We start from the raw sequence: 23467 nt of genomic DNA, 5'->3' as shown, positions 1-23467 counted from the left end.
TTCGACCCGGCCGCACCGCGAAACTCATCGCGCCTCCCCGTCCTGCGCCGCGTTGCCGTCCACCGGGAAGCAGGATACCGTCACCATCCAGATGACAGCATCATCTGATTCTCGCCTGGAGGAGAGCCATGCACGACGTGCCGGAGATCGACCTCACCGACCCCGCGACCGTCCGCGACCCCTTCACCGCCTACGGGCAGGCCCGGGAGCGCTCCGCGGTGGCCCGGCTGCCGCTGCCCCACATCGGCCCGATGTGGGTGGTGACGCGGCACGCCGAGGCCCGGGAGATGCTCAGCGACCCGCGGTTCATGCTTCGCGCCGACAGCTACATGCGGCCCGACGTGCCCGAGGAGTACCTGCCGTACATGCGGACGATGGGCGAGATGGACGGCCCCGAGCACACCCGGCTGCGCCGCCTGGTGTCCCCCGCGTTCACCGCCCGCCGCGCCGCCGCGTTCCGTCCCCGGATCGAGCCGCTCGTCGCCGCGCTCCTGGACGACCTGCCCCGGCACGCCGCCGGCGGCCGGGTGGACCTGCTCCCGCGTTTCGCCCGGCCGCTGCCCATCGACGTGATCTGCGAACTGGTCGGCATCCCGGCGGCCGACCGGCCGCGCTGGCGCGAGTACGGCGGCACCGTCGCGGCGAGCGCGGGACCCGAGTTCGCCGATGCCCTGCCGGGCATCATGGAGGGCGCCAAGGCCGCCGTCGCGCACCGCCGGACCGAGCTCGGCGACGATGTCATCTCCGAACTGGTCCGTATCCAGGCGGGCCACGCCGACCAGCTCACCGACGCCGAGATGGTCACGCTGATCTGGCACCTGGTCATCGCCGGGCAGACGCCGGTCAACCTGGTGGCCAACGCCGTGGCGGCGCTGCTCACCCACCCCGACCAGCTCGCCGCGCTCCGCGCCGACCCCGGTCTCATGCCCCGCGCGGTCGAGGAGATCATGCGGTGGTGCGGGCCCGCACTGCTGTCGATCCCCCGCTTCGCCGGCGCGGACGTCGAGATCGGCGGCGTCCCGATCAGGAAGGGCGAGGCCGTCACCGTGTCGATCGCCGCCGCCAACCGGGACCCGCGGGTGTTCGACGATCCCGACCGGTTCGACGTCACGCGCGTCCAGGAACGGGGCGCCGCGGGCCACCTCGGCTTCTCGCACGGTCCGCACTTCTGCCTCGGCGCCTCGATCGCCCGCGTGGAGACCGAGGTCGCGCTGGCGTCGCTGCTGGCCCGCTTCCCCGACCTGGCGCTCGCCGCCTCCTCGGTCGAGGAGCTGCGCGCGCCCGATCCGGGCAACTGGCGCCTGGACTCGCTGCCGGTCACCCTCTGACCCCGAAGCGACGGGGGCGCCGAGTTCGGCGGGGAGGGCGCAGCGAGGAGTCCGTCCGGCGGCGGCTCAGGCGGGCGGCCTGGTCGCGATGACGACGGTCGCGTGCATTTCCTCGGAGGTGGCGACCCGCGCGATCAGCCCGGCGTCCTCGACGGCCGCGACGGCGCCGGCGGCCTGCCGCGCGCTGGTCTCGAACAGCAACCGGCCGCCCGGCGCCAGCCAGTCCGGAGCTCCGGCGGTGACGCGGCGCGCCACCTCCAGGCCGTCCGTGCCGCCGTCCAGGGCGACCCTCGGCTCGTGCAGCCGGGCCTCGGCGGGCATCAGCGCGACCTCGCCGGTCGGGACGTAGGGCACGTTGGCCGTCAGGAGGCCGACGCGGCCGCGCAACCCGTCCGGGAGGGGGGCGTAGAGGTCGCCCTCGTACACCCGGCCGCCGACCCCGGCGAGGTTGCGGCGGGCGCAGCGGACCGCGGCGGGCTCGATGTCGGCGGCGTGCAGCTCGACCGGGCCGAGGGCGGCGGCCAGCGCCGCGCCCACCGCGCCCGAGCCGCAGCACAGGTCGACGACCGCGCCCGGCGGCCGGGCCGCCGCGCGCACGGGCTCGACGGCCTGCGCGACCAGGAACTCGGTTCGGCGGCGCGGCACGAACACCCCGGGCTCGACGGCCACCCGCAGGCCGCGGAACTCGGCCCAGCCGAGGACGTGTTCCAGGGGGAGCCCGGCGGCGCGGCGTTCCACCATGGCCTCGGCCTCGCCGGGCGTGCGGGCGGTGGACTCGATCAGCCGCGCCTCGTCCTCGGCGAAGACGCACCCCGCGGCGCGCAGCCTGCCGACGCGGGAAGCCGAGTGAGAAGGTGAGATGAACACAGGAAACACAGCCTACCGGGCTCAGGCGCGGTGGTCCCGCTGGAAGGTCGAGTAGAGCCACCACAGGGAGGGCAGGAGCAGCAGCGCGCCCACGGCCAGCGCGCCGAGGCTGGCGGACAGCACGCTGTCGGTCGCCGCGGCGTCGTCGAGCCGCACGCCCGGGAGCAGGTCGGGGTACTGGCTGACGCCCCATCCCCACAGCAGGCCCGCGACGGCGAGCGCGGCGGTGACCCGCACCGCCACGTACGCGCGCCGCCACAGCAGCGCCAGCGACGCGAGCCCGGCCACGATCGACACCGCCAGCAGCGGCAGCCCGCGCCCCGAGGTCAGCTCGGTGAACAGGCGCGGCGCGTCGGCGTGCAGCACCGCCAGCCCGGCCGCCGACAGCACCCCGACCACCGCGCCCGCGGCCAGGGCACGGTGCCGGAACTCCTCCGCCAGCGCCGTGGCACCGCCGCGTTCGGCGTCCCGGGTCAGGAAGACCGCCGCCAGGTACGCGGCCGTGCCGACCGCCAGCGCGCCGCTGACGACCGAGGTCGGGTTGACCCAGCTGGTGACCAGATCGCCCGCGGCGATCCCCGGCGGCACCCGGCCGGAGGCGATCGCGCCCGCCACCGTCCCCAGGAAGAACGGGGTGACCAGCGACGAGAACGCGAACGTGGCACCGAACAGGCGCTGCTGCCACACCTCAGTGCTGGCTTTGCGGAACGCGAACGCCGCCCCGCGCGCGATGATGCCCAGCGCCACCAGCGTCAGCGGGATGTAGAGCGTCGAGGCGATCGCGGCGAAGACCGGCGGCACCCCGGTCCAGGTCACCACGATCACGAAGATCAGCCAGACGTGGTTGGTCTCCCACACCGGTCCGATCGAGTGCTCCACCAGCGCCCGCCGCGGCCGCCCCCGCTCGGTGCCGCCGGCCAGCAGGTCCCACACCCCGCCGCCGAAGTCCGCGCCGCCGAACAGCACGTACGCGGTCAGGCCGATCCACAGCACGACCAGCATGATCTCCGGCAGCGGCATCGGCTCAGACCACCTTGAAGCCGGTGACGTCGCGTTCCTGCGGGGCGACCGGCACCGGCCGGTCCCGGGCCATGCGCCGCAGCACGTACACCGACGCCGCGGTCAGCACCACGTACACGGCGCTGACCAGCACGAACCCCCAGACGAGGCCGGGCGCGGGGTTGACGGCCTCGGACGTGCGCATGACGCCGTACACGATCCAGGGCTGCCGGCCGACCTCGGTCACCACCCAGCCCGCCTCCAGCGCCAGCACCGCGGCCACGCCCGACAGCGCCGCCGCCCGCAGGAACCACGGCGTGCGGGGCAGGTCGCGGCGCCGCCACCAGCAGAACGCCGCCCAGGCCGCCAGGGCCAGCAGCGCGAGCCCCATCGCCACCATGATCTGGAACGCCCAGTGCACGACGTTGACCGGCGGCCGGTCCCCCTCGGGCACCTGGTCCAGGCCGGCGATCTCGGCGTCGGGATTCCAGTGCGCGAGCAGCGACAGCCCGTCGGGGATCTCCAGCGCGTACCGCAGTTCGCCGTCGACGGCGATGCCGCCCAGGTGCAGCGGCACGCCGCGCTCGGTCTGGAAGACCCCCTCCATGGCGGCGAGCTTGACCGGCTGGTTGTCGGCGACGAAGTGCGCGGCCCAGTCCCCCACACCGATCTGCACAGGGGTGATGACGGCCGCGACGGTGAACGGGATGAGGAACCCCAGCCGGTGGTAGCGGTCCCGCCGCCCGCGCAGCATCGCCACCGCGTACACGCTCGCCATGGCGAACCCCGCCACCATGAACGCGGCGAGGATCATGTGCACGGTCTGCGGCGGGGTGGCCGGGTTGAACATCGCCGCCCACGGGTCGACCGCGACGATCCGCCCGCCCGCGGTGTCGAAACCGGTCGGCTGCTGCATCCAGGCGTTGGCGGTCACGACGAAGAACGCGCTGGCCACACCCGCGACCACGATCGGGATCCCGGTCAGCATGTGCCGAACGGGCGGCAGCCGGTCCCAGGCGTACAGGTAGACGCCCAGGAAGATCGCCTCGATGAAGAACGCGATGCCCTCCAGCGAGAACGGCAGCCCGATGACCTCGCCGTAGACGCCCATCAGGCCCGGCCACAGCAATCCCATCTCGAACGACAGGATCGTCCCGGACACCGCGCCGACGGCGAACAGCACGCCCATCGCCCGGCCCCAGCGCCGGGCCAGCAGCCTGCAGTGGTCGTCCCCGGTGCGGTGCCCGCGCCATTCGGCGATCAGGGTGATGGCCGGCATGCCCACGCCCAGGCAGGCCAGGACGATGTGCCAGCCCAGCGAGAGCGCCATCTGCGTCCGCGCGGCCCCGAGATCGGCGCCCGTGACGGCGGCCACGAGCGGCCCGCTCACCGGGCGCCCTCCGGCGGCACCGCCATGTCATCCCCTCCGCGCCGGCAGGTTCCGGTTGTCGGCTGCTGCATACCCCCTCACATGCGATGACACCTCGCCGCCGACGCGCCGGTAACGGGACGGCCCGCCGTCGGGCACCATGTAAGGGTGGAAGACGCGATGCCGGTTACGGCGGCCCGCCGGCGCGAGATGCTGGCCGATCTGGTCGCGGACGGCGACCTGGTGGTCCTGAGCGGGGCCGGACTGTCCACCGAGTCCGGCATCCCCGACTACCGCGGCGAGACCGGGCGCCGGAGGCAGGCCCGGCCGATGACGTACCAGGCGTTCACGGGCGGCGCCGCCGCCCGCCGGAGGTACTGGGCGCGCGGCCATCTGGGCTGGCGGCACATCACCCGCGCCGAGCCCAACGCCGGTCACCGCGCGGTGGCCGAGTTGCAGCGCCGCGGGCTGGTCGCGGGGATCATCACCCAGAACGTCGACGGGCTGCACCAGGCCGCCGGGGCGGACGGGGTGATCGAGCTGCACGGCGGCCTCGACCGCGTGCTGTGCCTGGGCTGCGGGCGCCGCTCCCCGCGCGACGACCTGCACGACCGGCTGGACGCGGCCAATCCGGGCTGGCGGGCCGAGGCGTCCGCCGTCAACCCCGACGGCGACGCGGCGCTGAGCGACGAGGAGATCGCCGCGTTCCGGATCGTGGACTGCGAGCGCTGCGGCGGGATCCTCAAGCCCGATGTGATCTTCTTCGGGGAGAACGTGCCGGCGCCGCGCGTGCGGGAGTGCTTCGCGCTGACCGAGCGGGCCGGGACGCTGCTGGTGCTGGGCTCCTCGCTGACCGTGATGTCGGGCTTCCGGTTCGTCCGGCACGCCAGCGGGCTGTCGATCCCGGTCGCGATCATCAACCAGGGGCCGACCCGCGGCGACGAGCACGCCCTGGTCACCCTGGACGCACCGCTCGGCCCCACGCTGGACGACCTGGTCGCCGGGCTGGACGGCACCGGCCGGGCTGTGTTCTCGCAGTCCCGGCCCAGGGCACTCGCCTGGCGGCTCGCACCCTGACCGGGCCTGGTGCGAGCGCGACATCGCTTCGCGATCTGCCCGGTGACGCTCGCCTTCGGCATCGCACCACCGGCCAGGTAGCGCGCTCGCGCGGCACCTGGGGCGCTTCGAGACACGCCCTTAGGGGGTGTCGCGCCGGGCGGGGGGCGCGGTGCTCTCGCGCAGGACCAGTTCGGTCGCCAGCTCCACCCGCCGTGTCTCCAGCGTCTCGCCGCGGGCCAGCCGGAACAGCGTCCGGGCGGCCAGCGAGCCCATCTCGGCGAGCGGCTGCCGGACGGTCGTCAGCGGCGGGGAGAACCAGCGCGACACCGACAGGTCGTCGAACCCGACGATGCTGAGGTCCTGCGGGATGCGCAGGCCGCGCTCGCGTGCCGCCTCGCACGCGCCGTAGGCCTGCTGGTCGGAGCCGGCGAAGACGGCGGTGGGCGGGTCGGGCAGCTCCAGCAGCAGCCCGGCCTGGACGTAGCCGCTCTCGTGGTGGAAGTCGCCGTACCGGACCAGCGCGGGGTCGGCCGGGAGCCCGGCGCTCTCCAGCGCGCCGCGGTAGCCGTCGAGCCGGGCCCGGCTGCACAGCATGCCGGACGGCCCGCTGATGATCGCGATGCGGCGGTGCCCGAGGTCGATGAGGTGCTGGGTGGCGGCCAGCCCGCCGGCCCAGTTGGCGGCGCCGATCGAGGGGACCTCCGGGTCGGGCTCGCCGCGCGGGTCGATGACGACGTAGGGCACCTCGAGGGCACTGAGCCTGGCCTGCTGGTCGGGGGTCAGCTCGTCCAGGACGAGGATGACGCCCTCCGAGCGGCGCCGCTCCAGGTTGTCCAGCCACTGGCGGGCGGGCTCATCGGCTGGCTCGGAGCGGGCGTGGATGGCCGAGACGACGGTGCCGACGCCCGAGGCGTGCGCCACCTCCTCGGCACCGCGGATGATCTCCACGGCCCAGGGGCTGTCGAGCTCGTCGAAGACGATGTCGATCAGCCCGGCGGGATCGGAGCCGCGCCGCCGGGTCCGCGGGTAGGCGTGCCGGTCGAGCAGCTCCTCCACCCGGCTGCGGGTGCCTTCGGCCACGTCGGCGCGGCCGTTGAGCACCTTGGAGACCGTCGACACCGACACGCCCGCCTCCCGCGCGATCGCGGTGATCGTGACGCGCCGCCGGTCCCGGCCCGGCTGGTTCCCGTTCGTCAAGGTGGACCTCGCCTTCCTGATGGTCGCATCCTACTCCGAAACATTTCGAGCGCTATCGCGCGTCTGAACAAGGGGTCAGCTCCGTATTGACAGGCGTTCGGTCCGACCATATTTTCCGAAACATATCGGCAATTTTTCGAGAACATCGGCGGTCCGGGGGCGACGCCTCGGGAGGTGCGAAAGGTGTTCAACGTTTCGTTCAGGGCTCGGCGCGGCGCCCGGTCGCGCCCGAGGTTCACCGCGCTGGCCGCGGCCGCCGCGCTGGCGGTGTCGGCCGGGGCGGCGGCGTGCGGGACCTCCGGACCGGCAGGCGGCGGCGCCGGCGGTGAGATCCGGGCGTGGACGCTGCAGGGCGACGCGGTCAACAAGGTCGAGCGCGACGGCGTCACGGCGTTCAACAAGGCGGCCGGCGCCAAGGTGCGGCTCGAGACCTTCCTCAACGACCCCTACAAGCAGAAGCTGCAGGTCGCGATGGGCGCCCCCAACGCGCCCGACGTCTTCTTCAACTGGGGCGGCGGCCATCTCAAGCAGTACGTCGACGCCCGCCAGGTCACCGACCTGACGCCCGAGTTCACCAAGGACCCGGCCTGGCTCGGCTCGTTCCTGCCCGTGGTGATGAAGACGGCGCAGCTCGGCGGCCGCTACTACGGCGTCCCCGAACGCGGCATGCAGCCGATCGTCCTCTTCTACAACAAGGACGTCTTCGCCGCCGCCGGCGCGCGGCCGCCCAAGACCTGGGAGGAGCTGCTGCGGCTGGTCGACACCTTCAAGGCCCGCAAGACCACCCCGTTCGCGCTCGCCGGGTCGCAGGGCTGGACCGAGCTGATGTGGCTGGAGTACCTGCTGGACCGGCTCGGCGGCCCGGCCAGGTTCAAGGCGATCGCCGACGGCACGCCCGGCGCCTGGCGCGATCCGGCGGTGGTCCGCGCGCTGACGATGATCCGGCAGCTGGTCGACCGGGGCGCGTTCGGCACCAACTTCGCCTCCGTCGACTACGACGTGGGCGGCGCCTCCACCCTCTTCGCCCAGGGCAAGGCCGCGATGCACCTCATGGGCTCCTGGGAGTACGCGACCCAGCTGGGCCAGAACCCCGACTTCATCAAGAAGAAGCGGATGGGCTGGACGGCCTTCCCCTCCGTCCCCGGCGGCACGGGCGACCCCCGCAACATCGTCGGCAACCCCACCAACTTCTACTCGGTCAGCGCGGCGTCCAAGAACAAGGAGACCGCGATCCGGTTCCTCAAGGAGGCGATGACCTCCGACGCCTACCTCCAGGGACTGATCAGCGTCGGTGAGGTCCCGGCCGTCAAGGGACTGGAGCCCAAGCTGCGCGGCGGCCCCGACGCCGACTACACCACCTTCGTCTACTCGATGGTCGGCTCCGCGCCCGAGTTCACCCAGTCCTGGGACCAGGCGCTCACCCCGTCGGTGTCCCAGGCCCTCCTCACCAACCTGCAGAAGTTCTTCCTCAGGCAGATCGGCCCTGAAGAGTTCACCGCCGCCATGGACAAGGTGAAATGACCGAGCGTCCCGGAGCGCTGTGGGCCGCCCCCGCGATCGTCTACTTCGCGGCCTTCGCGGTGGCGCCCATGGTGCTGGTCGGCTACCTCAGCTTCACGACCTGGAACGGGCTCGGCACCCCGCAGTGGGCGGGCACCGCCAACTGGGCCCGGCTGGCCGACGACGCCACGCTGCCCGGCTCGCTGCGGCTGTCGCTGATCCTGACCGTGGCGGCCTGGTGCGTGCAGACCCCGATCAGCCTGCTGCTCGGGGTCTGGGCGGCCGGCCGCGGCCGGGGCCGGGCGGCGCTCAGCGCGGTGTTCTTCGTGCCGCTGCTGCTGTCGAACGCCGCGGTCGCACTGCTCTGGCAGGCGCTGCTGGACCCCAACTTCGGCCTCGCCGACCTGGTCGGGCCGCTGCTGGCCGCCCGCGACGGCAACATCCTCGGCGAACCGTCGCGCGCCCTGGCGGCCGTGGTGCTGGTGGTGTCCTGGCAGTTCGTCCCGTATCACGCGCTGCTCTACCAGGCGGCGACCCGGCAGATCCCGGCGGCGCTGTACGACGCGGCGGCGATCGACGGCGCCGGCCGGGTCCGGCAGTTCCTGTCGATCACCCTTCCGCAGCTGCGCCACACCGTCGTCTCGTCCACGGTGATGATCCTCGTCGGATCCTTCACCTACTTCGAGACCATCCTGCTGATGACCGGGGGCGGGCCCGGCACCTCGACCCGCGTGCTGCCGCTGCACATGTACCTCACCGGGTTCTCCGGCTTCGAGATGGGCTACGCCGGCGTCCTGGCCGTCCTGCTGGTCGCGGTCGGCACCACGCTGTCGGTCGTCATCGTCCGCGCGACGGGCTACTCCCGCATGCGCAGCACAAGGGAGGGACTGTGACCGCCTCCCTCGACCGGGTGACCGCCTCCCCACGCCACGCGGCCGCGCCCCCGCCGCGGCGGCGGGCGCGGCCGCCGCGCCGCGCCAACCCCCTCGCCGCCCTCGGCGCCCTGATGTGGCTGGTGGTCGTGGCGCTGCCGCTCTACTACCTGGTCGCGGTGAGCCTGCGGACGCGCGAGGACTACCTGACCGACGGCGCGCTGTCCCCGCCCACCTCCCCCACCCTGGACAACTACGCCACCGTCTTCGACAGCGGCTTCGAGCGGTACCTGCTCAACACGGCCGTCGTGACCGCGGCCTCGGTCACGCTGGTGCTGGTCCTGGCGCTGCCCGCCGCGTACGCCATCGTGCGCGGCAGGGGCCGGCTGCTGCGCGCGGGCTTCTCGCTGCTGCTGCTCGGCCTGGCCATCCCGGCGCAGGCGGTGATCGTCCCGGTGTACCTGATCATCACCCGGATGCGGCTGTACGACTCGCTGACCGGGATCGTGGTGCCGACCGTGGCGTTCCTGCTGCCGATGTCGGTGCTCGTCCTGACCAGCACGCTGCGCGACATCCCCGAGGAGCTGTACGAGGCGATGGAGCTGGACGGCGGCGGCCCCGCCCGGACGCTGCGCACCCTGGTGATCCCGCTGAGCCGTCCCGGCCTGGTCACCGTCGGGATCTACGTCGCCGTCAACGCCTGGAACGGATTCCTCTTCCCGCTGGTCCTCACCCAGTCGCAGGACCAGCGGGTGCTCACGATGGGCCTGTGGAGCCTGCAGGGCCAGTACACCTCCAACGTCCCGGCCCTGATGGCGGCGATGACGCTGTCGGTGCTGCCGGTGTTCCTGTTCTACGCGCTCGGCCGCCGCCGCCTGGTGAGCGGCCTGACCGCGGGATTCGGCAAGTAGCCCTCCGGCAGATCCGAGAAATGGAGTGTTCATGACCGACGACGACCGGTTCCTCCGCGTGGCCGGCAGCGCGCTCGCCGACGGGACGGGCGCCACCGTGCGCCTGCGCGGCGTGGGCCTCGGCGGGTGGATGAACATGGAGAACTTCATCACCGGCTACCCCGCCACCGAGACCCTGATGCGCGAGGCGGTGCGCGGCGTCCTCGGCGAGGAGCGCTACCACCGGTTCTTCGACCGCCTGCTCACCGCCTTCTTCGGCGACGCCGACGCGGCCCACCTCGCCTCGCTCGGCCTCAACTGCGTGCGGGTGCCGCTCAACTACCGGCACTTCGAGGACGACCTCGCCCCCTTCAAGATCATCGAGGACGGGTTCCGGCACCTCGACCGGCTCGTCGACACCTGCGGCCGGCACGGCCTCTACACCGTGCTCGACCTGCACGCCGCCCCCGGCGCGCAGAACCACCACTGGCACAGCGACAACCCGGCGCACCTGCCCGCGTTCTGGCAGCACGCCCACTTCCAGGACCGGCTCGTCCACCTGTGGCAGGCCATCGCCGACCGCTACGCCGGGCACCCGTGGGTGGCGGGCCACAACCTGCTGAACGAGCCCGCCGACCCCACCGGCGAGATCATCGGCCCGTTCTACGCCCGGCTGGTGGAGGCCGTCCGCGAGGCCGACCCGCGCCACACGATCTTCCTGGACGGCAACACCTACTCGACCCGGTTCGACATGTTCGGGGAGCCGGCCGAGAACGCGGTCTACACCTGCCACGACTACGCGCTCGCGGGTTTCGTCCACGGCGGGCCCTATCCGGGGCGCACCGAGGGCGTCTGGGTCGACCGCGGCCAGCTGGAGCAGACCTTCCTCGAACGCACCCGGTACCAGCGCCGGACCGGCACCCCCATCTGGGTCGGCGAGTTCGGGCCCGTCTACACCGGCGATCCCGAACGCGACGCCCAGCGCTACCAGATCCTGCGCGACCAGCTCGACATCTACGACGTCCACGACGCCGGCTGGTCGCTGTGGACGTACAAGGACGTGGGCCTGCAGGGGCTCGTCCACGCCGGCCCGGAAAGCCCGTACATGCGGAGGTTCGGCGAGTTCCAGGCCAAGAAGGACAGGCTGGGGGCCGACCACTGGGGATCGACCGGCGAGGGCGTCCGGCATCTGACCGACCCCATCCACGCCTTCATGGACGAGGAGTTCCCCGGGTTCGACCCCTACCCGTTCGGGCGGCGCAAGTTCACCAACGACCTGGTCCGCCATCTGCTCTTCGCGCAGCCGCTGACCGTGGAGTACGCCGAGCTGTTCCGCGGCCTCGACGACGGCGAGCTGGACGCCCTGGCCGACTCGTTCGCCTTCGACGCCTGCGTCCACCGCGAGCCCCTGGTCGACATCCTGACCGAGCACACGCGACCCGTTTGACCTTGACGCAGCGTCAACGTTTCTAATGAAGGCATGCGGATCGGCGAACTCGCCGCGCTGGTCGGGGTGTCGACCCGTACCGTGCGCCATTACCACCACCTGGACCTGCTGCCCGAGCCCCAACGGCGGGCCAACGGCTACCGGGAGTACGGGCTGCGGGACGCGGTCGCCCTCGCCCGCATCCGGCGGCTGGCCGAGCTGGGCCTGTCGCTGGACGAGATCCGCGACGTTCTTGCCGACGACGCGAACCGGGAACTGCGCGAGGTCCTCCTGGAACTGGACGGCGACCTGGCCAGGCAGCAGGAGGCCATCGCCGCCCGGCGCGCCAGGCTGGCGGCCCTGCTGGCCGAGACGGACCTGAACCCCGACTCGACGGTCTCTCCCGATCTGGCGGCGATGCTGCGCGCACTGCCGTCCGGGAACTCGGCGTTCGCCGAGTTCGACCGGGAGATGCTCAGGCTGATCGACACAGGTTCCGATCCGGCCGACCGGGCCGAGCTCTTCGAGTTGTTCAAGCCCCTCACCGAACCCGACGCGGTCGAGCGCGGCCACGACCTCAACCGGCGGCTGGACGAGCTGGCCGGCGCCCGGCCCGACGATCCCCGCGTCGCCGTGCTGGCCGCCGACCTCGCCGACCACTTCCCCGCCGAGATGACCGCGATGATGCTCGAGCACCTGGGGCCGCCCGACGGGGACGCCCTCGCCCCCCACCAGATCGAGGGCGCGGCGTGGCTGGACATGATGCTGGCCGAGCTGCCGCCCGCCCAGGCCGAGACCTTCCGCCTGCTGCTGGCCATTTTGAAAGGACGACGGTGACGCTGAAGATCGCGCGTATCGCGCTGTTCACCCTGCTCCCCGCCGAATTGCTGCTCGTGGTCCTGCTGGTGTCGGGGGTTCCCGTCCCCGCCCCGCTGATCGCGGTGGCCGAGGCGGTGGTGGCGGCGGTGCTCGTCCTGGAGGCCGCGGTGGCGTACCGGCTGTTCAGGGCCGCCCGGCGGGGCGGCTCGGACCGGCGGGCGGCGCTGCGCGAGGTCCGCGACCGGCTCGTCCCCGACAAGGTCGCCAGGCTGATCGGATTCGAACTCAAGGGGACGCACAGCCTCGTACTCTGGGCCGCCCGCCGCCGCGACGGCGTGCCGCCGGGCGCCGTCCCGGTCTCCTACTTCCGCGAGGAGACCTTCACCAGGTCGCTGTTCCTGTTCGCGATGGTCGTGGAGGCGGCCGGGGTCGAGGTGCTGCTGCGCGGACTCGGCGTCCCGCACGGGCTGCGCGTCCTGGTCCTGGTGATCGACCTGTACGGGATCGTGATCGCGCTCGCCGTCCACGCCGCCTGCGTCACCCGCCCGCACGTCGTCACCGCCGGTGAACTGCGCATCCGGTACGGCGCGTTCTTCGACGTCCGGGTGCCGCGCGAGCTGATCGCCTCGGTCCGGCTCGTCCGCAACCGCAACGAAGAGGGCTTCATCCGCGTGGCGGACGGCACCGCCGCCGTCGTGGTCTCCTCGCAGACCAACGTGATCGTCGAGCTGACCGAGCCGGTCACGGTCGTCCGGCCGCTGGGCCGGCGGGCCGAGGTCGGCACCATCCGGTTCTTCGCCGACTCGCCGGAGGCCGTGCTCGCCGCACTCCGCCCGTCCCCCGAACCCGCACTCGAAACGTGAGCCGTGCGCATAGTGTTCGATCTATGACCGACGTGACGGACGAGGTGCCGCCCGACCATCCGGACAGGCTCCGCTGGAACGCCAAGTACCAGGACGCCCAGGGGCCGTCGTTCACGGCCCATCCGGTCGCCGAGCAGGCGCTGTCCCTGCCGCTGCCGGAAGGGCCGGTCCTCGACCTGGCCTGCGGCCCGTCCGGCAGCGCGCTGCTGGCGGCCGGGTCCGGACGCCGGGTCACGGCTGTCGACGTCTCCGAGGTCGCCCTCGAGCGGCTCGACCGCGAGGCGGGGCGCCGCGGGCTGCGGGATCTGATCACGCTCGTGCACGCCGACCTGGGCGTGTGGACGCCGCCGCCGCGGGCCTTCGCGCTGGTGCTGTGCACCGCCTTCTGGGACCGCCGGTCGTTCGCGCCGGCCGCGGAGGCGGTGCTGGACGGCGGTGTGCTGGGCTGGGAGGCCTTCACCTCCGACGCCCGCCGCGACCGTCCCTCGCTGCCCGCCGAATGGTGCCTGTACCCGGGTGAGCCCGCCACGCACCTGCCCGGCCCGTTCGTCCTGATCAGCCAGCGGAACGTCCCGGACGAGCCGAACGCCCCCAAGCGCCGCCTCCTGGCCCGCCGCGGCCGGGTGCCCGGGTCCGGCGCCTGAGCCCGGCGGCGGCCGCCCTGCCGCGCGAAGCCCTCCGCGCGGGGAGGAGAATCGAGACATGGAATCACGCACACCTTTCAAGGCCGGATCGCCCTTCGCCGCGGACGGCGGTGAGCGGTGATGGCCCGCACCATCGCGACCAACCGGACCGTGGCGCTGCCCGAGCTGCTGGAGTTCGTCCGGCCCCGGCACCATGCCCTGCTGCTGACCACCCGCGCCGACGGCAGGCCCCAGGGCTCGCCCGTCACCTGCGGTGTGGACGACTCCGGCCGGGTGGTCGTCTCGACCTACCCGGAACGCGCCAAGGCCCGCAACGCCCGGCGCGACCCCAGGGTCAGCGTGATCGTCGTCTCCGACGAGTGGAACGGTCCCTGGGTGCAGATCGACGGCACCGCCGAGGTGATCGACACGCCGGACTCGGTGGAGCCGCTCGTGGAGTACTTCCGCAACATCTCCGGCGAGCACCCCGACTGGGACGAGTACCGCGCCGCGATGATCGAGCAGGGCAAGTCGCTGATCCGGGTCACCCCGGAGGGCTGGGGACCGATCGCCACCGGCGGCTTCCCGGCCCGCTTCGCCGGCGACGGCTGACGCGCCGCGGCCGTCGCCGTCCGGGCGGTCGCCGCAGGAGTGCAAAAGTCCGAACCGCGATCAAGGAGTGACGTATGCGAGCGATCAGCCAGGACGTTCTGGGCGGCGTCGACGTGCTCAGGAAGGTCGAGCTGCCCCGCCCCGAGCCCGGTCCCACCGAGGTCCTGGTCCGGGTGCACGCGGCGGGCGTCAACCCGACCGACTGGAAGCACCGGGCGTCCGGGCTGTTCCTGGGGCGGCCGCCGTTCGTCCTGGGCTGGGAGCTGTCGGGCGTGGTCGAGGAGACGGGCATCGGCGTGACCTTGCACAAGCCGGGCGACGCGGTGTTCGGCATGCTCAGGTACCCGCAGGGCGCCGGGGCGTACGCCGAGTACGTGTCCGCGCCGTCCCGCCACTTCGTCCGCAAGCCGGACGGCATCGACCACGTGCAGGCCGCCGCGCTGCCGCTGGCGGGGCTGACGGCGTGGCAGGCGCTGGTCGACACCGCGGGCGTGCGGGCCGGGCAGCGCGTGCTGATCCACGCCGCCGCGGGCGGGGTCGGGCATCTGGCGGTGCAGATCGCCAAGGCGCGGGGCGCGTACGTCATCGGCACCGCGAGCGAGCCCAAGCACGCCCTGCTGCGCGAGCTGGGCGCCGACGAGCTGATCGACTACCGCACCACCGACTTCGCCGAGACGGTCCGGGACGTGGACGTGGTGCTGGACACGATCGGCGGCGAGTACGGGCCTCGCTCGGTGCGGACGCTGCGTCCCGGCGGCACCATCGTCTGCATCACCCCGCGCGACGTCCGGCTCGCCGACACGCCCGGGATCCGCGCCGAGGTCCTGCTGGTCGAGCCCGACCAGCAGGGCATGAAAGAGCTCGCGGCACTGGCCGCCTCGGGACGGCTGCGCGCCGAACTCGACACCGTCGTGCCCCTGGAGGAGGCCGCCAAGGCGCACGAGCGCGGCGAGACCAACCGCACCGCGGGGAAGATCGTCCTGACCGTCGTCCGGTAGCCCGGGCCGATCAGGACTGCGGGCGCCAGGGGGACTCGGGCCGGGTGGGCCGCGGCGCCGCGGCCACCCGCAGGGCGTAGGTGGGCGTGTCGCCGTACGGGGGCGGCACCGTCCCGAGGTAGCCGTGGCCGGTCATGTGGCACCAGGCGGCCAGGTCGAGCGGGGCGGCCGGATCGGCGGCGATCAGGTGGACGATCGTCCCGGCGGGCATCTCCGCGAGCCGCCCGCGCAGCTCCAGCAGCAGCCGCACGCAGGACCGGTCCCCGCCGTCGATGACGACCGCCCCGCCGGTGCCGGTCTCGGGTTCGCCCACCATCCGCATCGCCCCCTCCCAGGCCCGATCATAGGCGAGCGCGCGGACGAATCCCGTCGTGTCCGCACAGGTCACGGAAACGCCGCGGAACCCGGTTGGCACGGGGCCGGGGAGCGCGCTAGAGTGCCTCCCGCTTCTTTTCGAGGTAGGCGCCCGCAACACGCGCGCTGGGATTCGAAACAGCGCTGAGGGTCGAAACGAACCGGGGTCGTTCCGGGGCGGGATCCGGAGTCTGCCGCCTCCAGCCCGCTTCCCGCCAGACGACCCGAAAGCCGAGCCGCCCTGCCATGGCCGATTCCTCCGGCACGCGTACCGAGCATGCCCGCACCTCCGACGTCCACGGCGACGACGATCCCGACATCCGCGCCGAGCGCGCGTACCTGGCGACCGCCCGCGCCGCGCTGCACCGTATGCATCACGACGTCGTCAGCACCGAGACCCAGCTGACGGCCGCCGCCGAGGACAACGACAACTTCGCCGAGCGGCTCTTCCAGAAGCGCGCCCGTGAGATGCGCGCCCTGCTGCTGGTCGACCTTCCCGACGTGCCGCTGTTCTTCGGCCGTCTCGACTTCGATCCGGGCACCGCCTACCCCGGTTCGGTGGACGTCGAGCGGCTGTACATCGGCCGGCGGCACGTCCACGACGGTGCGGGCGACCCTCTGGTCATCGACTGGCGCGCACCGATCTCCACCGCGTTCTACCGTGCCACCCGGGACGACCGGCAGGGCGTGCGGCTGCGGCGGCGGTACGGCTTCTCCGGCGCCGCCGAGCTCACCGCCTACGAGGACGAGCCGCTCACCGGCCTCCAGGCCGACGGCGGGGACGGCACCGGGGACGGCGCCGGCGCGGCCGGGGCGTTCCTGGCGGCCGAGATCGAGCGGCCTCGCTCGGGGCCGATGCGCGACATCGTCGCCACCATCCAGCCCGAGCAGGACGACCTCGTCCGCGCCCCGCTGGAGCGGACGGTGTGCGTCCAGGGCGCCCCGGGCACCGGCAAGACCGCGGTCGGCCTGCACCGTGTCGCCTACCTGCTCTACACCGAACGGGACCGGCTCGGCAGGACCGGCATCGCCGTCGTCGGCCCGAACCGCTCGTTCCTGTCCTACATCCGCCGGGTGCTGCCCGCGCTGGGCGAGGTCAACGTCACCCAGACCACCGTCGAGGAGATGATCGGCCGCGCCGCGGCGCACCACCGGGAGGACCCGGCGGTGGCCAGGGTCAAGGGCGACGGCCGGATGGCCGAAGTGCTCCGCCGCGCCCTGTGGTCGCACGTCTCCCGGCCCACCGAAGGGATCATGTACGCCAAGGGCTCGTACCGGCACCGCGTGGCCGACCACGAGGTCAGCGAGATCCTGGCGGGTCTGCGCGGCGCCATGCGCTACGGCCCTGGGCGCACCGCCGCCGCCAAGCGGATCGCCCACGCCGTCCTGGTGCAGATGGAACGGCGCGGCGAGTCGCCCGACGACCGCACGCACAGCGCGGTCGCGCGTTCCCAGCCCGTCCGGCGGCTTCTGGACCAGGTCTGGCCGAAGGTCACCCCCGAGCAGGTGCTGTTCAAGCTGCTGTCGGACGCGGAGTTCCTCGCCGGGGCGGCCAAGCGCGACCTCGCGCCGGAGGAGCGGGAGCTCCTGCTGTGGCGCAAGCCCTCCAGGTCGTGGCGTTCGGCGAAGTGGTCGGACGCCGACACCGCGCTCCTGGACGAGCTCGCCGACCTCATCGAGCGCACGTCTTCGATCGGGCACATCGTCCTGGACGAGGCCCAGGACCTCAGCCCGATGCAGTGCCGCGCCATCGGCAGGCGCTGCGCCACCGGCTCGATGACGGTGCTGGGCGACATCGCGCAGGGCACCTCGCCGTCGGCGGTCGGCGGCTGGACCGGTCTGCTGCTCCATCTCGGCAAGCCGGACGCCCGGCTCGAGACGCTGGAGCGCGGCTACCGCGTCCCGGCGCAGATCATCGACTACGCGGCGCGGCTGCTGCCCGAGATCGCGCCCGGCCTGGGCGCGCCGGCCTCGGCCCGCCGCTCCCCCGGTGCGCTGCGCGTCAGCGCGGCCGCCGCACGCGGCGAACTCGGTGACATGCTGGTGCGCACCTGCCGCGCCTGCCTGAAGGGCGAGGGCTCGGTCGGCGTCATCGCCGCCGACGCCGCTCTGCCCGCGCTGCACGGGCGGCTGCTCGCCGAAGGGCTGGAGCCCGCGTCGCTGGCGGAGAACGAGGACGCGATGGAGGACTCCCGGCTGGTGTGCGTTCCGGCGACGCTCGCCAAGGGCCTGGAGTTCGACACGGTCGTGCTCGTCGAACCGGCCGAGATCGTGGCGGCGGAGCCGCGCGGCCTGAACCGCCTGTACGTCGCGCTCACCCGTGCGGTCAGCGCGCTCCACGTCCTGCACGCCGCGCCGCTGCCAGCGGCACTCGGCGACGCCGGCTGACCTCAGGCCGGCCCGCCGGCCGGGCCGGCCGTCTCGGTGGCGTCGAGGAGCCGGGGCGGCAGCGGCGCGGCCGTGACGACGTCGATCAGGTTCTGGGCCTTTACGAAGTACGGTCTGGTCGTCACGCTCGTCATCGTCGCCCCGCCGACGCCCTACCTCTGGCTCAGTTCCCTGTGAGTCAGCGGGAGACGGCGAAGGCGCGGACCACGCGGTCGGGCGTCGCGAAGACCTCCCGCCAGCCGGGGCGGGCGCCGCTGGTGTCGCCCCACGCCTTACGGGCCTCCGACCTGCACTGCGGGCACACCTTGCCGCCCTCGGTGTCGTAGAACAGCACCAGGTCGCCGGCGGCGGGCCCGGTCATCCCGGGCCGGAGCCCGATGATCTCGGCGCGCCACGCCTCCCCGCCGAAGGGCCCGTTCCGGTAGATGGGAAGGATCTTGCGCGTGTCGGAGTCGGTCCACACCCGGGGGTACGTCCCGTCGTGCTCGTGCATCCAGGTCCGGAACGCCTCCAGCTGCGTGGCGCCGCCGGCCCTGGTCTGCGGCGTCGCCCACCAGTCGCGCGCCGCGGTCCCGGTGACGACGGAGGCGGCGGCGAGCACGGCCACGGCGGGCAGCACGGCCCGTACCCGTCCCCGGTCGGGGAGGCGCGCGCCGAGCACCGTCGCCAGCAGCCACAGCGCCGCCAGGCCGCCCAGGACGAACGCCGGGAAGATCGGGAACCAGTACCGGATCAGCTGGAGGCGCAGCTTGGGGGCGCTGGGATCGAGCACGCCGCCCAGCAGCGTCAGCGGCACCCACATCAGGACGCACATGGCCACCGGCACGGCCAGCCTGCGGGGCCAGGCCAGCGCGCCCAGCAGCATCGCGCCGATCGCCGCCACCAGCAGGCCGCCCTCCGGATAGGTCCGCAGGGTGTTGGGCAGCCGCAGGACGTACATCATCCGCGGCTTGTCCCGGTACGTCGAGGCGATCTCGGGGGTGGACGGCTTGCTCCCGTGGCCGGTGATCGACAGCAGCCGGGCCAGCGGGTCGCCGTACAGCCGCCAGCACAGCAGCAGCTCGATCACGCCCAGCGCCGCGATCGGCGCCGCGATCCATGCCAGCCCTGCCAGGCCCACGCGGCGGTACAGCAGGACGGGGACGACCGGCCAGAGGAAGACGATGAACTCGCGGGCCATGTACGACCAGGCGAGCAGCACCCCGAGCCCTACCAGGACCCAGGTGTTCGGCGGCCCCTCCCGGTCGCCGACGGCGATCGCGAGGGCGAGCGCGCAGGTGAACAGGGCGATCGCGAGCACGTCGGGCAGCAGGTCGGTGGAATCGCTGAAGACGGGCGTGGCCGCGACCACGACCACCCCCGCGGCGACGCCGACCGCGCGGGAGAACAGCAGCGTTCCCACCGCGTACGTGCCGAGCAGCAGCGCCAGCGTCGCCAGGATCGGCACGATCGCGTACGCCGCCTGGGAGTAGCCGAAGACGTTCACCGCGAGGGCCGTCGGGACGACGAGTCCGAACCGGGTGATCTGGTGCGTCTCCGTGCCGCCGGTCACCGGGTCGGGGAACTTGCGCGCGGCGAGCAGGTAGTTGGCCTGGTCCGACGGAATGGGGACGCGCAGGTGGATCAGCAGGACCACCAGGCCCGCCAGGCCCAGCAGTGCGGGGGGCAGCCACGTCCGCAGCACCCGGCCGCGGCCTCCCGCCGGGATCTCGTCCTCGTCCTGGGCCGCTGTCGCTCCGACACTGGCGATCACGCCGATAACCTGCCAGTCCGGCGGCGCAGTAAGACACCGCGCGGGTGAACGCACGGTGAATTCACCCTCCGGACGGGACGAACCCGGCCGGGCTCTCCCACGTCCGTTGACGTGGGAGAGCCCGGCCGGATCAGCGGGTCGCCGAGCGGTACAGCAGGACGGCGCCCACCGTGGCCAATGCGGCAAAGGCACCCAGGACCAGGCAGACCGTTTGCAGCGCGCCGGTGAAGCCGGCGCCCTCCAGGTGCCCGCCGCTGAGGGCGGCCAGCAGCGCGCCCACCACCGCGAGCAGCACGGTCTCGGTGACGAGCCGCGCGGTGTTGAACATGCCCGAGGCGGTCCCGGCCTGCTCGGGCGGGACGCCGCCGATCGCCATCCCGTCCAGCACCCCGTTCGACATCCCGACGGCCGTGCCGAGCAGGGCGAACGGCAGGAGGAGGCGCAACGGGCCGGCGTCGGGGCCGATGGCCGCCAGCAGCAGCACCGCGGCCCCGGCCAGCGCGACCGGCCCGGCCACCATCACGAGCGCGGGCAGCCGCCGGGCGAGCGCGGCGCCGGCCGCCGGCAGCAGCACGGTCGGGACGGTCAGCATCAGCAGCCGGCCGCCGGCCCGCCCGGCGTCCAGGCCGGCCACGTTGATCAGGTACGACGGCAGGTACACCACCAGCGGCACCAGCACGCCCATCAGCGCGCCCGCCGCGAGGGCCAGGGCCAGGAAGCGGCGGTCGGCCAGCAGCCCGAGCGCGAACATCGGGTCGGGACGGCGCCGCTCGACCCGGACGAGCAGAGCGGCCAGGGCGAGCGCGGCGGCGAACGCGGCGATGATCAGCGGATGCCCGAAGCCGAGCGCGGGGCCCTCGTCCAGCGCGAAGATCAGGACCAGCAGCGCCCCGGTGAACAGCGCCGCGCCGGCCCGGTCGACCGTCCGCCCCGGGATCCCGGGGACGGGCGGCAGCGCGCGGACCAGCAGCAGGGCGGCCCCCGCGAAGGCGGCCGGGACGGCCGGCACGGCGCGCCAGCCGAGTGCGTCGACCAGCGCCCCGCCGATGGTCGGCCCGAACGCCAGCCCGACGCCGAGCACGGTTCCGACCAGCCCGAACGCGCGGGCGCGGGCCCGCGGGTCCTGGAAGGCGGCGGCCAGCAGCGCCGACCCGCCCGTGGTGACCGCGGCGGCGCCGATCCCGGCGGCGGCCCGGGCCAGGTCGAGCACCGCGATGTGCTGGGCCAGGGCGCCGACGGCACCGCTGCCGCAGAACAGCGCCAGGCCCCCCGCGAAGATCCGGCGCCGCCCCAGGACGTCGGCGAGCGAGCCGGTGAAGAGCAGAAAGCCGGCGTAGCAGGCGTTGTAGCCGTTGACGACCCACTGCGCGGCGGACAGTCCGGCGTCCAGGTCGTCCCGGATGCCGGGCAGCGCGACCGACGCGCCGGTGATCGTCAGCGGGATGGTCAGCATCGAGGTCAGGACGACGCCGAGGACGAGCAGCCGCCGGGCGGTGCCATGGCCGCCGGCGACGGGAGGAGAAGTGGTGGAAAGGATGTCGGACACGGAACGCTCCGCGAATCAATGGGCGGAGCCGGGCAGCGCAAGACGCCGCACCGGCACTGGAGCTGATGCGGCAGCGTCTAGCCGTGTGTTACCCGGGGTTCACGCCGCCGCGAGGGCGGCGTGCTCTTCCGACTCAGGCATGATCGCCATCATAGTCACCCGACGAGGGCACGGGCGACCAGGGCGTCCCAGGGTCGACGAGGGCGGCGACCTTCGGCAGGCCCATCAGCGCAGCCGTCGGTGGGCGTCGTCGACGCGGGCCGTACGGCCCTGGCGGTCCAGGTGTTGCAGCAGCGGCAGCGCCACGCGGCGGGTGGTGCCGAGCGCCTGCCGGGCCTGCGCGACGGTGAACGGCTGGGGAAGCCCGCCGAGGATGCGCACGGCCTGTTCCTCCGCGTCCGGGAGCAGCACTATGCCGTCGGCGACGCACAGCAGCAGCCCCGCGGCCTGCGCGGTGGCCAGCGCGCGGCTGTGCAGGCCGAGGGCGGTCAGGCGGTCCGCCTGAGGGGCGCGGAACGGCGAGCCGGCGAGCTCGGCCCGGACCTCGTCGACGGCGCGCCGCAGGTCCGCGGGCAGGGTCGGGACGTCCCGCCCCGCGAAGAGCCTGCCGCGCCGCAACCGCAGCGGGGTGCCCGTGGCCAGTGCCTCGACCAGCGACCGTTCGGGCAGGTCCAGCAGCCTGCGGGCGGCTTCGACGGGCAGGCCGGGGTCGTCGGGGTGCCGCGCCGCGTGATCTTCGACGGTCCGGGTGAGGCCTTCGCCGAGCGCGGCCCAGTGCTCGGGGTCGGCCACCCAGTCGCCGGTCACCGGTTCCGCAGGCGGCCGCACTCCCATCGCGATGAGATCGGCTCGCCGGATCAGCCCGTGGTCCCGCACCAGGACCGCGCCATCGGGCGTTCCGGTGAGCCGTCCCAGCCGCGCCGCGCGGTCCGCCGCCGCGCCGCGCCTGCGCAGTCGCGGAGGCCGCACGTCCATGACGGTGGCACCGAGGACGCGGCGGTCTCCGGGGTCGCGCAGGAGCACCCGGTCGCCCACCCGCAGCGGCAGCGGCCGGCGGAGGGTGACGCGGCAGAAGTCCGCGCCGAGCGGGCGGACGGTCGCGGGGACCGCGGCGGCGCCCACGTGGAAGGTCAGCTGCCGGGGCGGAGGCGTCCGGGCGGCGGAGGTCAACCGCACGTCGACGACGTCGTCGTCGAGCCAGCGGTCCGGGGTGAGCAGCGCGTCGCCGCGGCGCAGCCCGCCCGCGGCGCGGCCGCGCACGTTGATCGCGATCCTGACCGGGGCGGTGACCCGCTCCACCGGACGCTTCAGCGTGTGCAACCCGCGAACGCGCAGTTCCTCCCCGCCGCCCGCCACGCGGAGCCGGTCGCCGACCCGTACCGTGCCCGCGCCCAGGGTGCCGGTGACGACGGTGCCCCGCCCGGTGACGGTGAACACCCGGTCGATCCAGAGCCGGATGTCGGCCTCCGGATCGGCGGCCGGCAGCAGGGCGGCCAACCGCGTGAGTTCCGCGCGCAGTTCCGGCACGCCCGCGCCGGTCACCGCGCTCACCGCGACGGCGGGCAGTCCGGCCAGGCCGGTCCCGGCCAGCTCCCGGACGGCCTGCGCGCGGGCGGCGGCGGGATCCGCCAGATCCGCCCGGGTCACCGCGAGCAGGCCGTGCCGGATCCCGAGGGCGTCGAGGACCTCGAGGTGTTCGCGCGACTGGGCCTGCCAGCCGGCGTCCGCGGCCACCGCGAACAGCACCGCGGGCACCGGGCCCACGCCGGCGAGCATGTTGGTGAGGAACCGCTCGTGCCCGGGCACGTCCACGAACGCCAGGCCGGGTTCGGCCGTCCACACGAAACCGAGGTCGATGGTGAGGCCGCGGCGGCGCTCCTCCTCCCAGCGGTCGGGCTCCATCCCGGTCAGCGCCCGCAGCAGGGTCGACTTGCCGTGGTCGACATGGCCGGCCGTGGCGATCACTTGCACGCGGTTTCCCCGCAATCCCTATGCCACCGGTGG

The 23467-nt window shown here is 73.7% G+C and carries 21 protein-coding genes; 12 read left to right on the top strand and 9 right to left on the bottom strand.

Going from position 1 to position 23467, the window contains the following annotated elements:
• Positions 1-128: 128 nt before the first annotated feature.
• On the top strand, positions 129-1328 hold the full coding sequence (locus tag ABD340_RS39355) for a cytochrome P450 family protein (protein WP_344596222.1): 1200 nt from the start codon (positions 129-131) through the stop codon (positions 1326-1328).
• A 66-nt stretch (positions 1329-1394) separates the two neighbouring features.
• Here the strand turns inward: ABD340_RS39355 and ABD340_RS39350 are convergent, their stop codons facing one another.
• The 3 genes from ABD340_RS39350 to ABD340_RS39340 are packed head-to-tail and all read right to left on the bottom strand — an operon-like array spanning position 1395 to position 4584.
• Positions 1395-2195: a putative protein N(5)-glutamine methyltransferase gene (locus ABD340_RS39350; RefSeq protein ID WP_344596221.1), complete on the bottom strand. Its 801-nt coding sequence runs from the start codon at positions 2193-2195 to the stop codon at positions 1395-1397.
• Positions 2196-2216: 21 nt separating this feature from the next.
• Positions 2217-3215 (bottom strand): cytochrome d ubiquinol oxidase subunit II, encoded by a 999-nt coding sequence (locus tag ABD340_RS39345; RefSeq protein ID WP_344596219.1) that lies wholly within the window; start codon positions 3213-3215, stop codon positions 2217-2219.
• Positions 3216-3219: 4 nt separating this feature from the next.
• Positions 3220-4584: a cytochrome ubiquinol oxidase subunit I gene (locus ABD340_RS39340; RefSeq protein ID WP_344596217.1), complete on the bottom strand. Its 1365-nt coding sequence runs from the start codon at positions 4582-4584 to the stop codon at positions 3220-3222.
• A gap of 159 nt (positions 4585-4743) precedes the next feature.
• Between ABD340_RS39340 and ABD340_RS39335 the strand changes: the two genes are divergently transcribed.
• Positions 4744-5640 (top strand): NAD-dependent protein deacetylase, encoded by an 897-nt coding sequence (locus tag ABD340_RS39335; RefSeq protein ID WP_344596331.1) that lies wholly within the window; start codon positions 4744-4746, stop codon positions 5638-5640.
• A gap of 120 nt (positions 5641-5760) precedes the next feature.
• Here the strand turns inward: ABD340_RS39335 and ABD340_RS39330 are convergent, their stop codons facing one another.
• A complete protein-coding gene (locus tag ABD340_RS39330) occupies positions 5761-6819 on the bottom strand; it encodes a LacI family DNA-binding transcriptional regulator (RefSeq protein ID WP_344596215.1) in 1059 nt (352 codons plus the stop codon).
• Between the two features lie 183 nt (positions 6820-7002).
• Here ABD340_RS39330 and ABD340_RS39325 point away from each other — a divergent pair, with 183 nt between their 5' ends.
• The 9 genes from ABD340_RS39325 to ABD340_RS39285 all read left to right on the top strand — a co-directional run bounded on the left by ABD340_RS39325 (position 7003) and on the right by ABD340_RS39285 (position 15422).
• Complete coding sequence (locus ABD340_RS39325) at positions 7003-8340, top strand: extracellular solute-binding protein (protein WP_344596213.1); 1338 nt, start codon at positions 7003-7005, stop codon at positions 8338-8340.
• Positions 8337-9212, top strand: coding sequence for a carbohydrate ABC transporter permease (locus ABD340_RS39320; RefSeq protein ID WP_344596212.1), 876 nt, complete (start codon positions 8337-8339; stop codon positions 9210-9212). Before ABD340_RS39325 ends, ABD340_RS39320 begins: the two co-directional genes overlap by 4 nt.
• Complete coding sequence (locus tag ABD340_RS39315; RefSeq protein WP_344596210.1) at positions 9209-10102, top strand: carbohydrate ABC transporter permease; 894 nt, start codon at positions 9209-9211, stop codon at positions 10100-10102. The genes ABD340_RS39320 and ABD340_RS39315 overlap by 4 nt, the downstream gene beginning before the upstream one ends.
• A 31-nt stretch (positions 10103-10133) precedes the next feature.
• Positions 10134-11528, top strand: a complete 1395-nt coding sequence (locus ABD340_RS39310; RefSeq protein ID WP_344596208.1) for a glycoside hydrolase family 5 protein — start codon at positions 10134-10136, stop codon at positions 11526-11528.
• Positions 11529-11561: 33 nt separating this feature from the next.
• Positions 11562-12344, top strand: a complete 783-nt coding sequence (locus tag ABD340_RS39305) for a MerR family transcriptional regulator (protein ID WP_344596207.1) — start codon at positions 11562-11564, stop codon at positions 12342-12344.
• Entirely contained in the window at positions 12341-13189 is an 849-nt protein-coding gene (locus tag ABD340_RS39300; RefSeq protein WP_344596205.1) for a hypothetical protein, read from the top strand. Before ABD340_RS39305 ends, ABD340_RS39300 begins: the two co-directional genes overlap by 4 nt.
• A 23-nt stretch (positions 13190-13212) precedes the next feature.
• Complete coding sequence (locus tag ABD340_RS39295) at positions 13213-13833, top strand: class I SAM-dependent methyltransferase (RefSeq protein ID WP_344596203.1); 621 nt, start codon at positions 13213-13215, stop codon at positions 13831-13833.
• Positions 13834-13953: 120 nt separating this feature from the next.
• Complete coding sequence (locus tag ABD340_RS39290) at positions 13954-14424, top strand: PPOX class F420-dependent oxidoreductase (protein WP_344596202.1); 471 nt, start codon at positions 13954-13956, stop codon at positions 14422-14424.
• Positions 14425-14498: 74 nt separating this feature from the next.
• On the top strand, positions 14499-15422 hold the full coding sequence (locus ABD340_RS39285) for an NADP-dependent oxidoreductase (RefSeq protein ID WP_344596201.1): 924 nt from the start codon (positions 14499-14501) through the stop codon (positions 15420-15422).
• Positions 15423-15432: 10 nt separating this feature from the next.
• Here the strand turns inward: ABD340_RS39285 and ABD340_RS39280 are convergent, their stop codons facing one another.
• Positions 15433-15810: a sulfurtransferase TusA family protein gene (locus tag ABD340_RS39280; protein WP_344596200.1), complete on the bottom strand. Its 378-nt coding sequence runs from the start codon at positions 15808-15810 to the stop codon at positions 15433-15435.
• A gap of 212 nt (positions 15811-16022) precedes the next feature.
• Here ABD340_RS39280 and ABD340_RS39275 point away from each other — a divergent pair, with 212 nt between their 5' ends.
• Positions 16023-18164: a HelD family protein gene (locus ABD340_RS39275; protein WP_344596198.1), complete on the top strand. Its 2142-nt coding sequence runs from the start codon at positions 16023-16025 to the stop codon at positions 18162-18164.
• Positions 18165-18166: 2 nt separating this feature from the next.
• Here the strand turns inward: ABD340_RS39275 and ABD340_RS39270 are convergent, their stop codons facing one another.
• The 4 genes from ABD340_RS39270 to selB form a co-directional block, all read right to left on the bottom strand.
• Positions 18167-18289, bottom strand: a complete 123-nt coding sequence (locus ABD340_RS39270; RefSeq protein ID WP_344596197.1) for a hypothetical protein — start codon at positions 18287-18289, stop codon at positions 18167-18169.
• A 53-nt stretch (positions 18290-18342) separates the two neighbouring features.
• Entirely contained in the window at positions 18343-19917 is a 1575-nt protein-coding gene (locus ABD340_RS39265) for a hypothetical protein (RefSeq protein ID WP_344596195.1), read from the bottom strand.
• A 130-nt stretch (positions 19918-20047) separates the two neighbouring features.
• Positions 20048-21463 (bottom strand): MFS transporter, encoded by a 1416-nt coding sequence (locus ABD340_RS39260; protein WP_344596194.1) that lies wholly within the window; start codon positions 21461-21463, stop codon positions 20048-20050.
• Positions 21464-21688: 225 nt separating this feature from the next.
• Positions 21689-23434 (bottom strand): selenocysteine-specific translation elongation factor, encoded by a 1746-nt coding sequence (selB, locus tag ABD340_RS39255; protein ID WP_344596192.1) that lies wholly within the window; start codon positions 23432-23434, stop codon positions 21689-21691.
• Between the last annotated feature and the right edge of the window lie 33 nt (positions 23435-23467).

The organism is Actinomadura vinacea, from assembly GCF_039532545.1.
Lineage (GTDB): Bacteria > Actinomycetota > Actinomycetes > Streptosporangiales > Streptosporangiaceae > Spirillospora > Spirillospora vinacea.
The sequence above is the reverse complement of the archived record's forward strand: the minus strand, read 5'-3'. Positions and strand labels throughout refer to the sequence as shown.

Coding starts and splice junctions, on each gene's coding strand:
- ABD340_RS39335 (WP_344596331.1), top strand. CDS start 4,744: ATGCCGGTTACGGCGGCCCGCCGGCGCGAGATGCTGGCCGATCTGGTC.
- ABD340_RS39275 (WP_344596198.1), top strand. CDS start 16,023: ATGGCCGATTCCTCCGGCACGCGTACCGAGCATGCCCGCACCTCCGAC.
- ABD340_RS39290 (WP_344596202.1), top strand. CDS start 13,954: ATGGCCCGCACCATCGCGACCAACCGGACCGTGGCGCTGCCCGAGCTG.
- ABD340_RS39285 (WP_344596201.1), top strand. CDS start 14,499: ATGCGAGCGATCAGCCAGGACGTTCTGGGCGGCGTCGACGTGCTCAGG.
- ABD340_RS39320 (WP_344596212.1), top strand. CDS start 8,337: ATGACCGAGCGTCCCGGAGCGCTGTGGGCCGCCCCCGCGATCGTCTAC.
- ABD340_RS39355 (WP_344596222.1), top strand. CDS start 129: ATGCACGACGTGCCGGAGATCGACCTCACCGACCCCGCGACCGTCCGC.
- ABD340_RS39295 (WP_344596203.1), top strand. CDS start 13,213: ATGACCGACGTGACGGACGAGGTGCCGCCCGACCATCCGGACAGGCTC.
- ABD340_RS39310 (WP_344596208.1), top strand. CDS start 10,134: ATGACCGACGACGACCGGTTCCTCCGCGTGGCCGGCAGCGCGCTCGCC.
- ABD340_RS39305 (WP_344596207.1), top strand. CDS start 11,562: ATGCGGATCGGCGAACTCGCCGCGCTGGTCGGGGTGTCGACCCGTACC.
- ABD340_RS39345 (WP_344596219.1), bottom strand. CDS start 3,215: ATGCCGCTGCCGGAGATCATGCTGGTCGTGCTGTGGATCGGCCTGACC.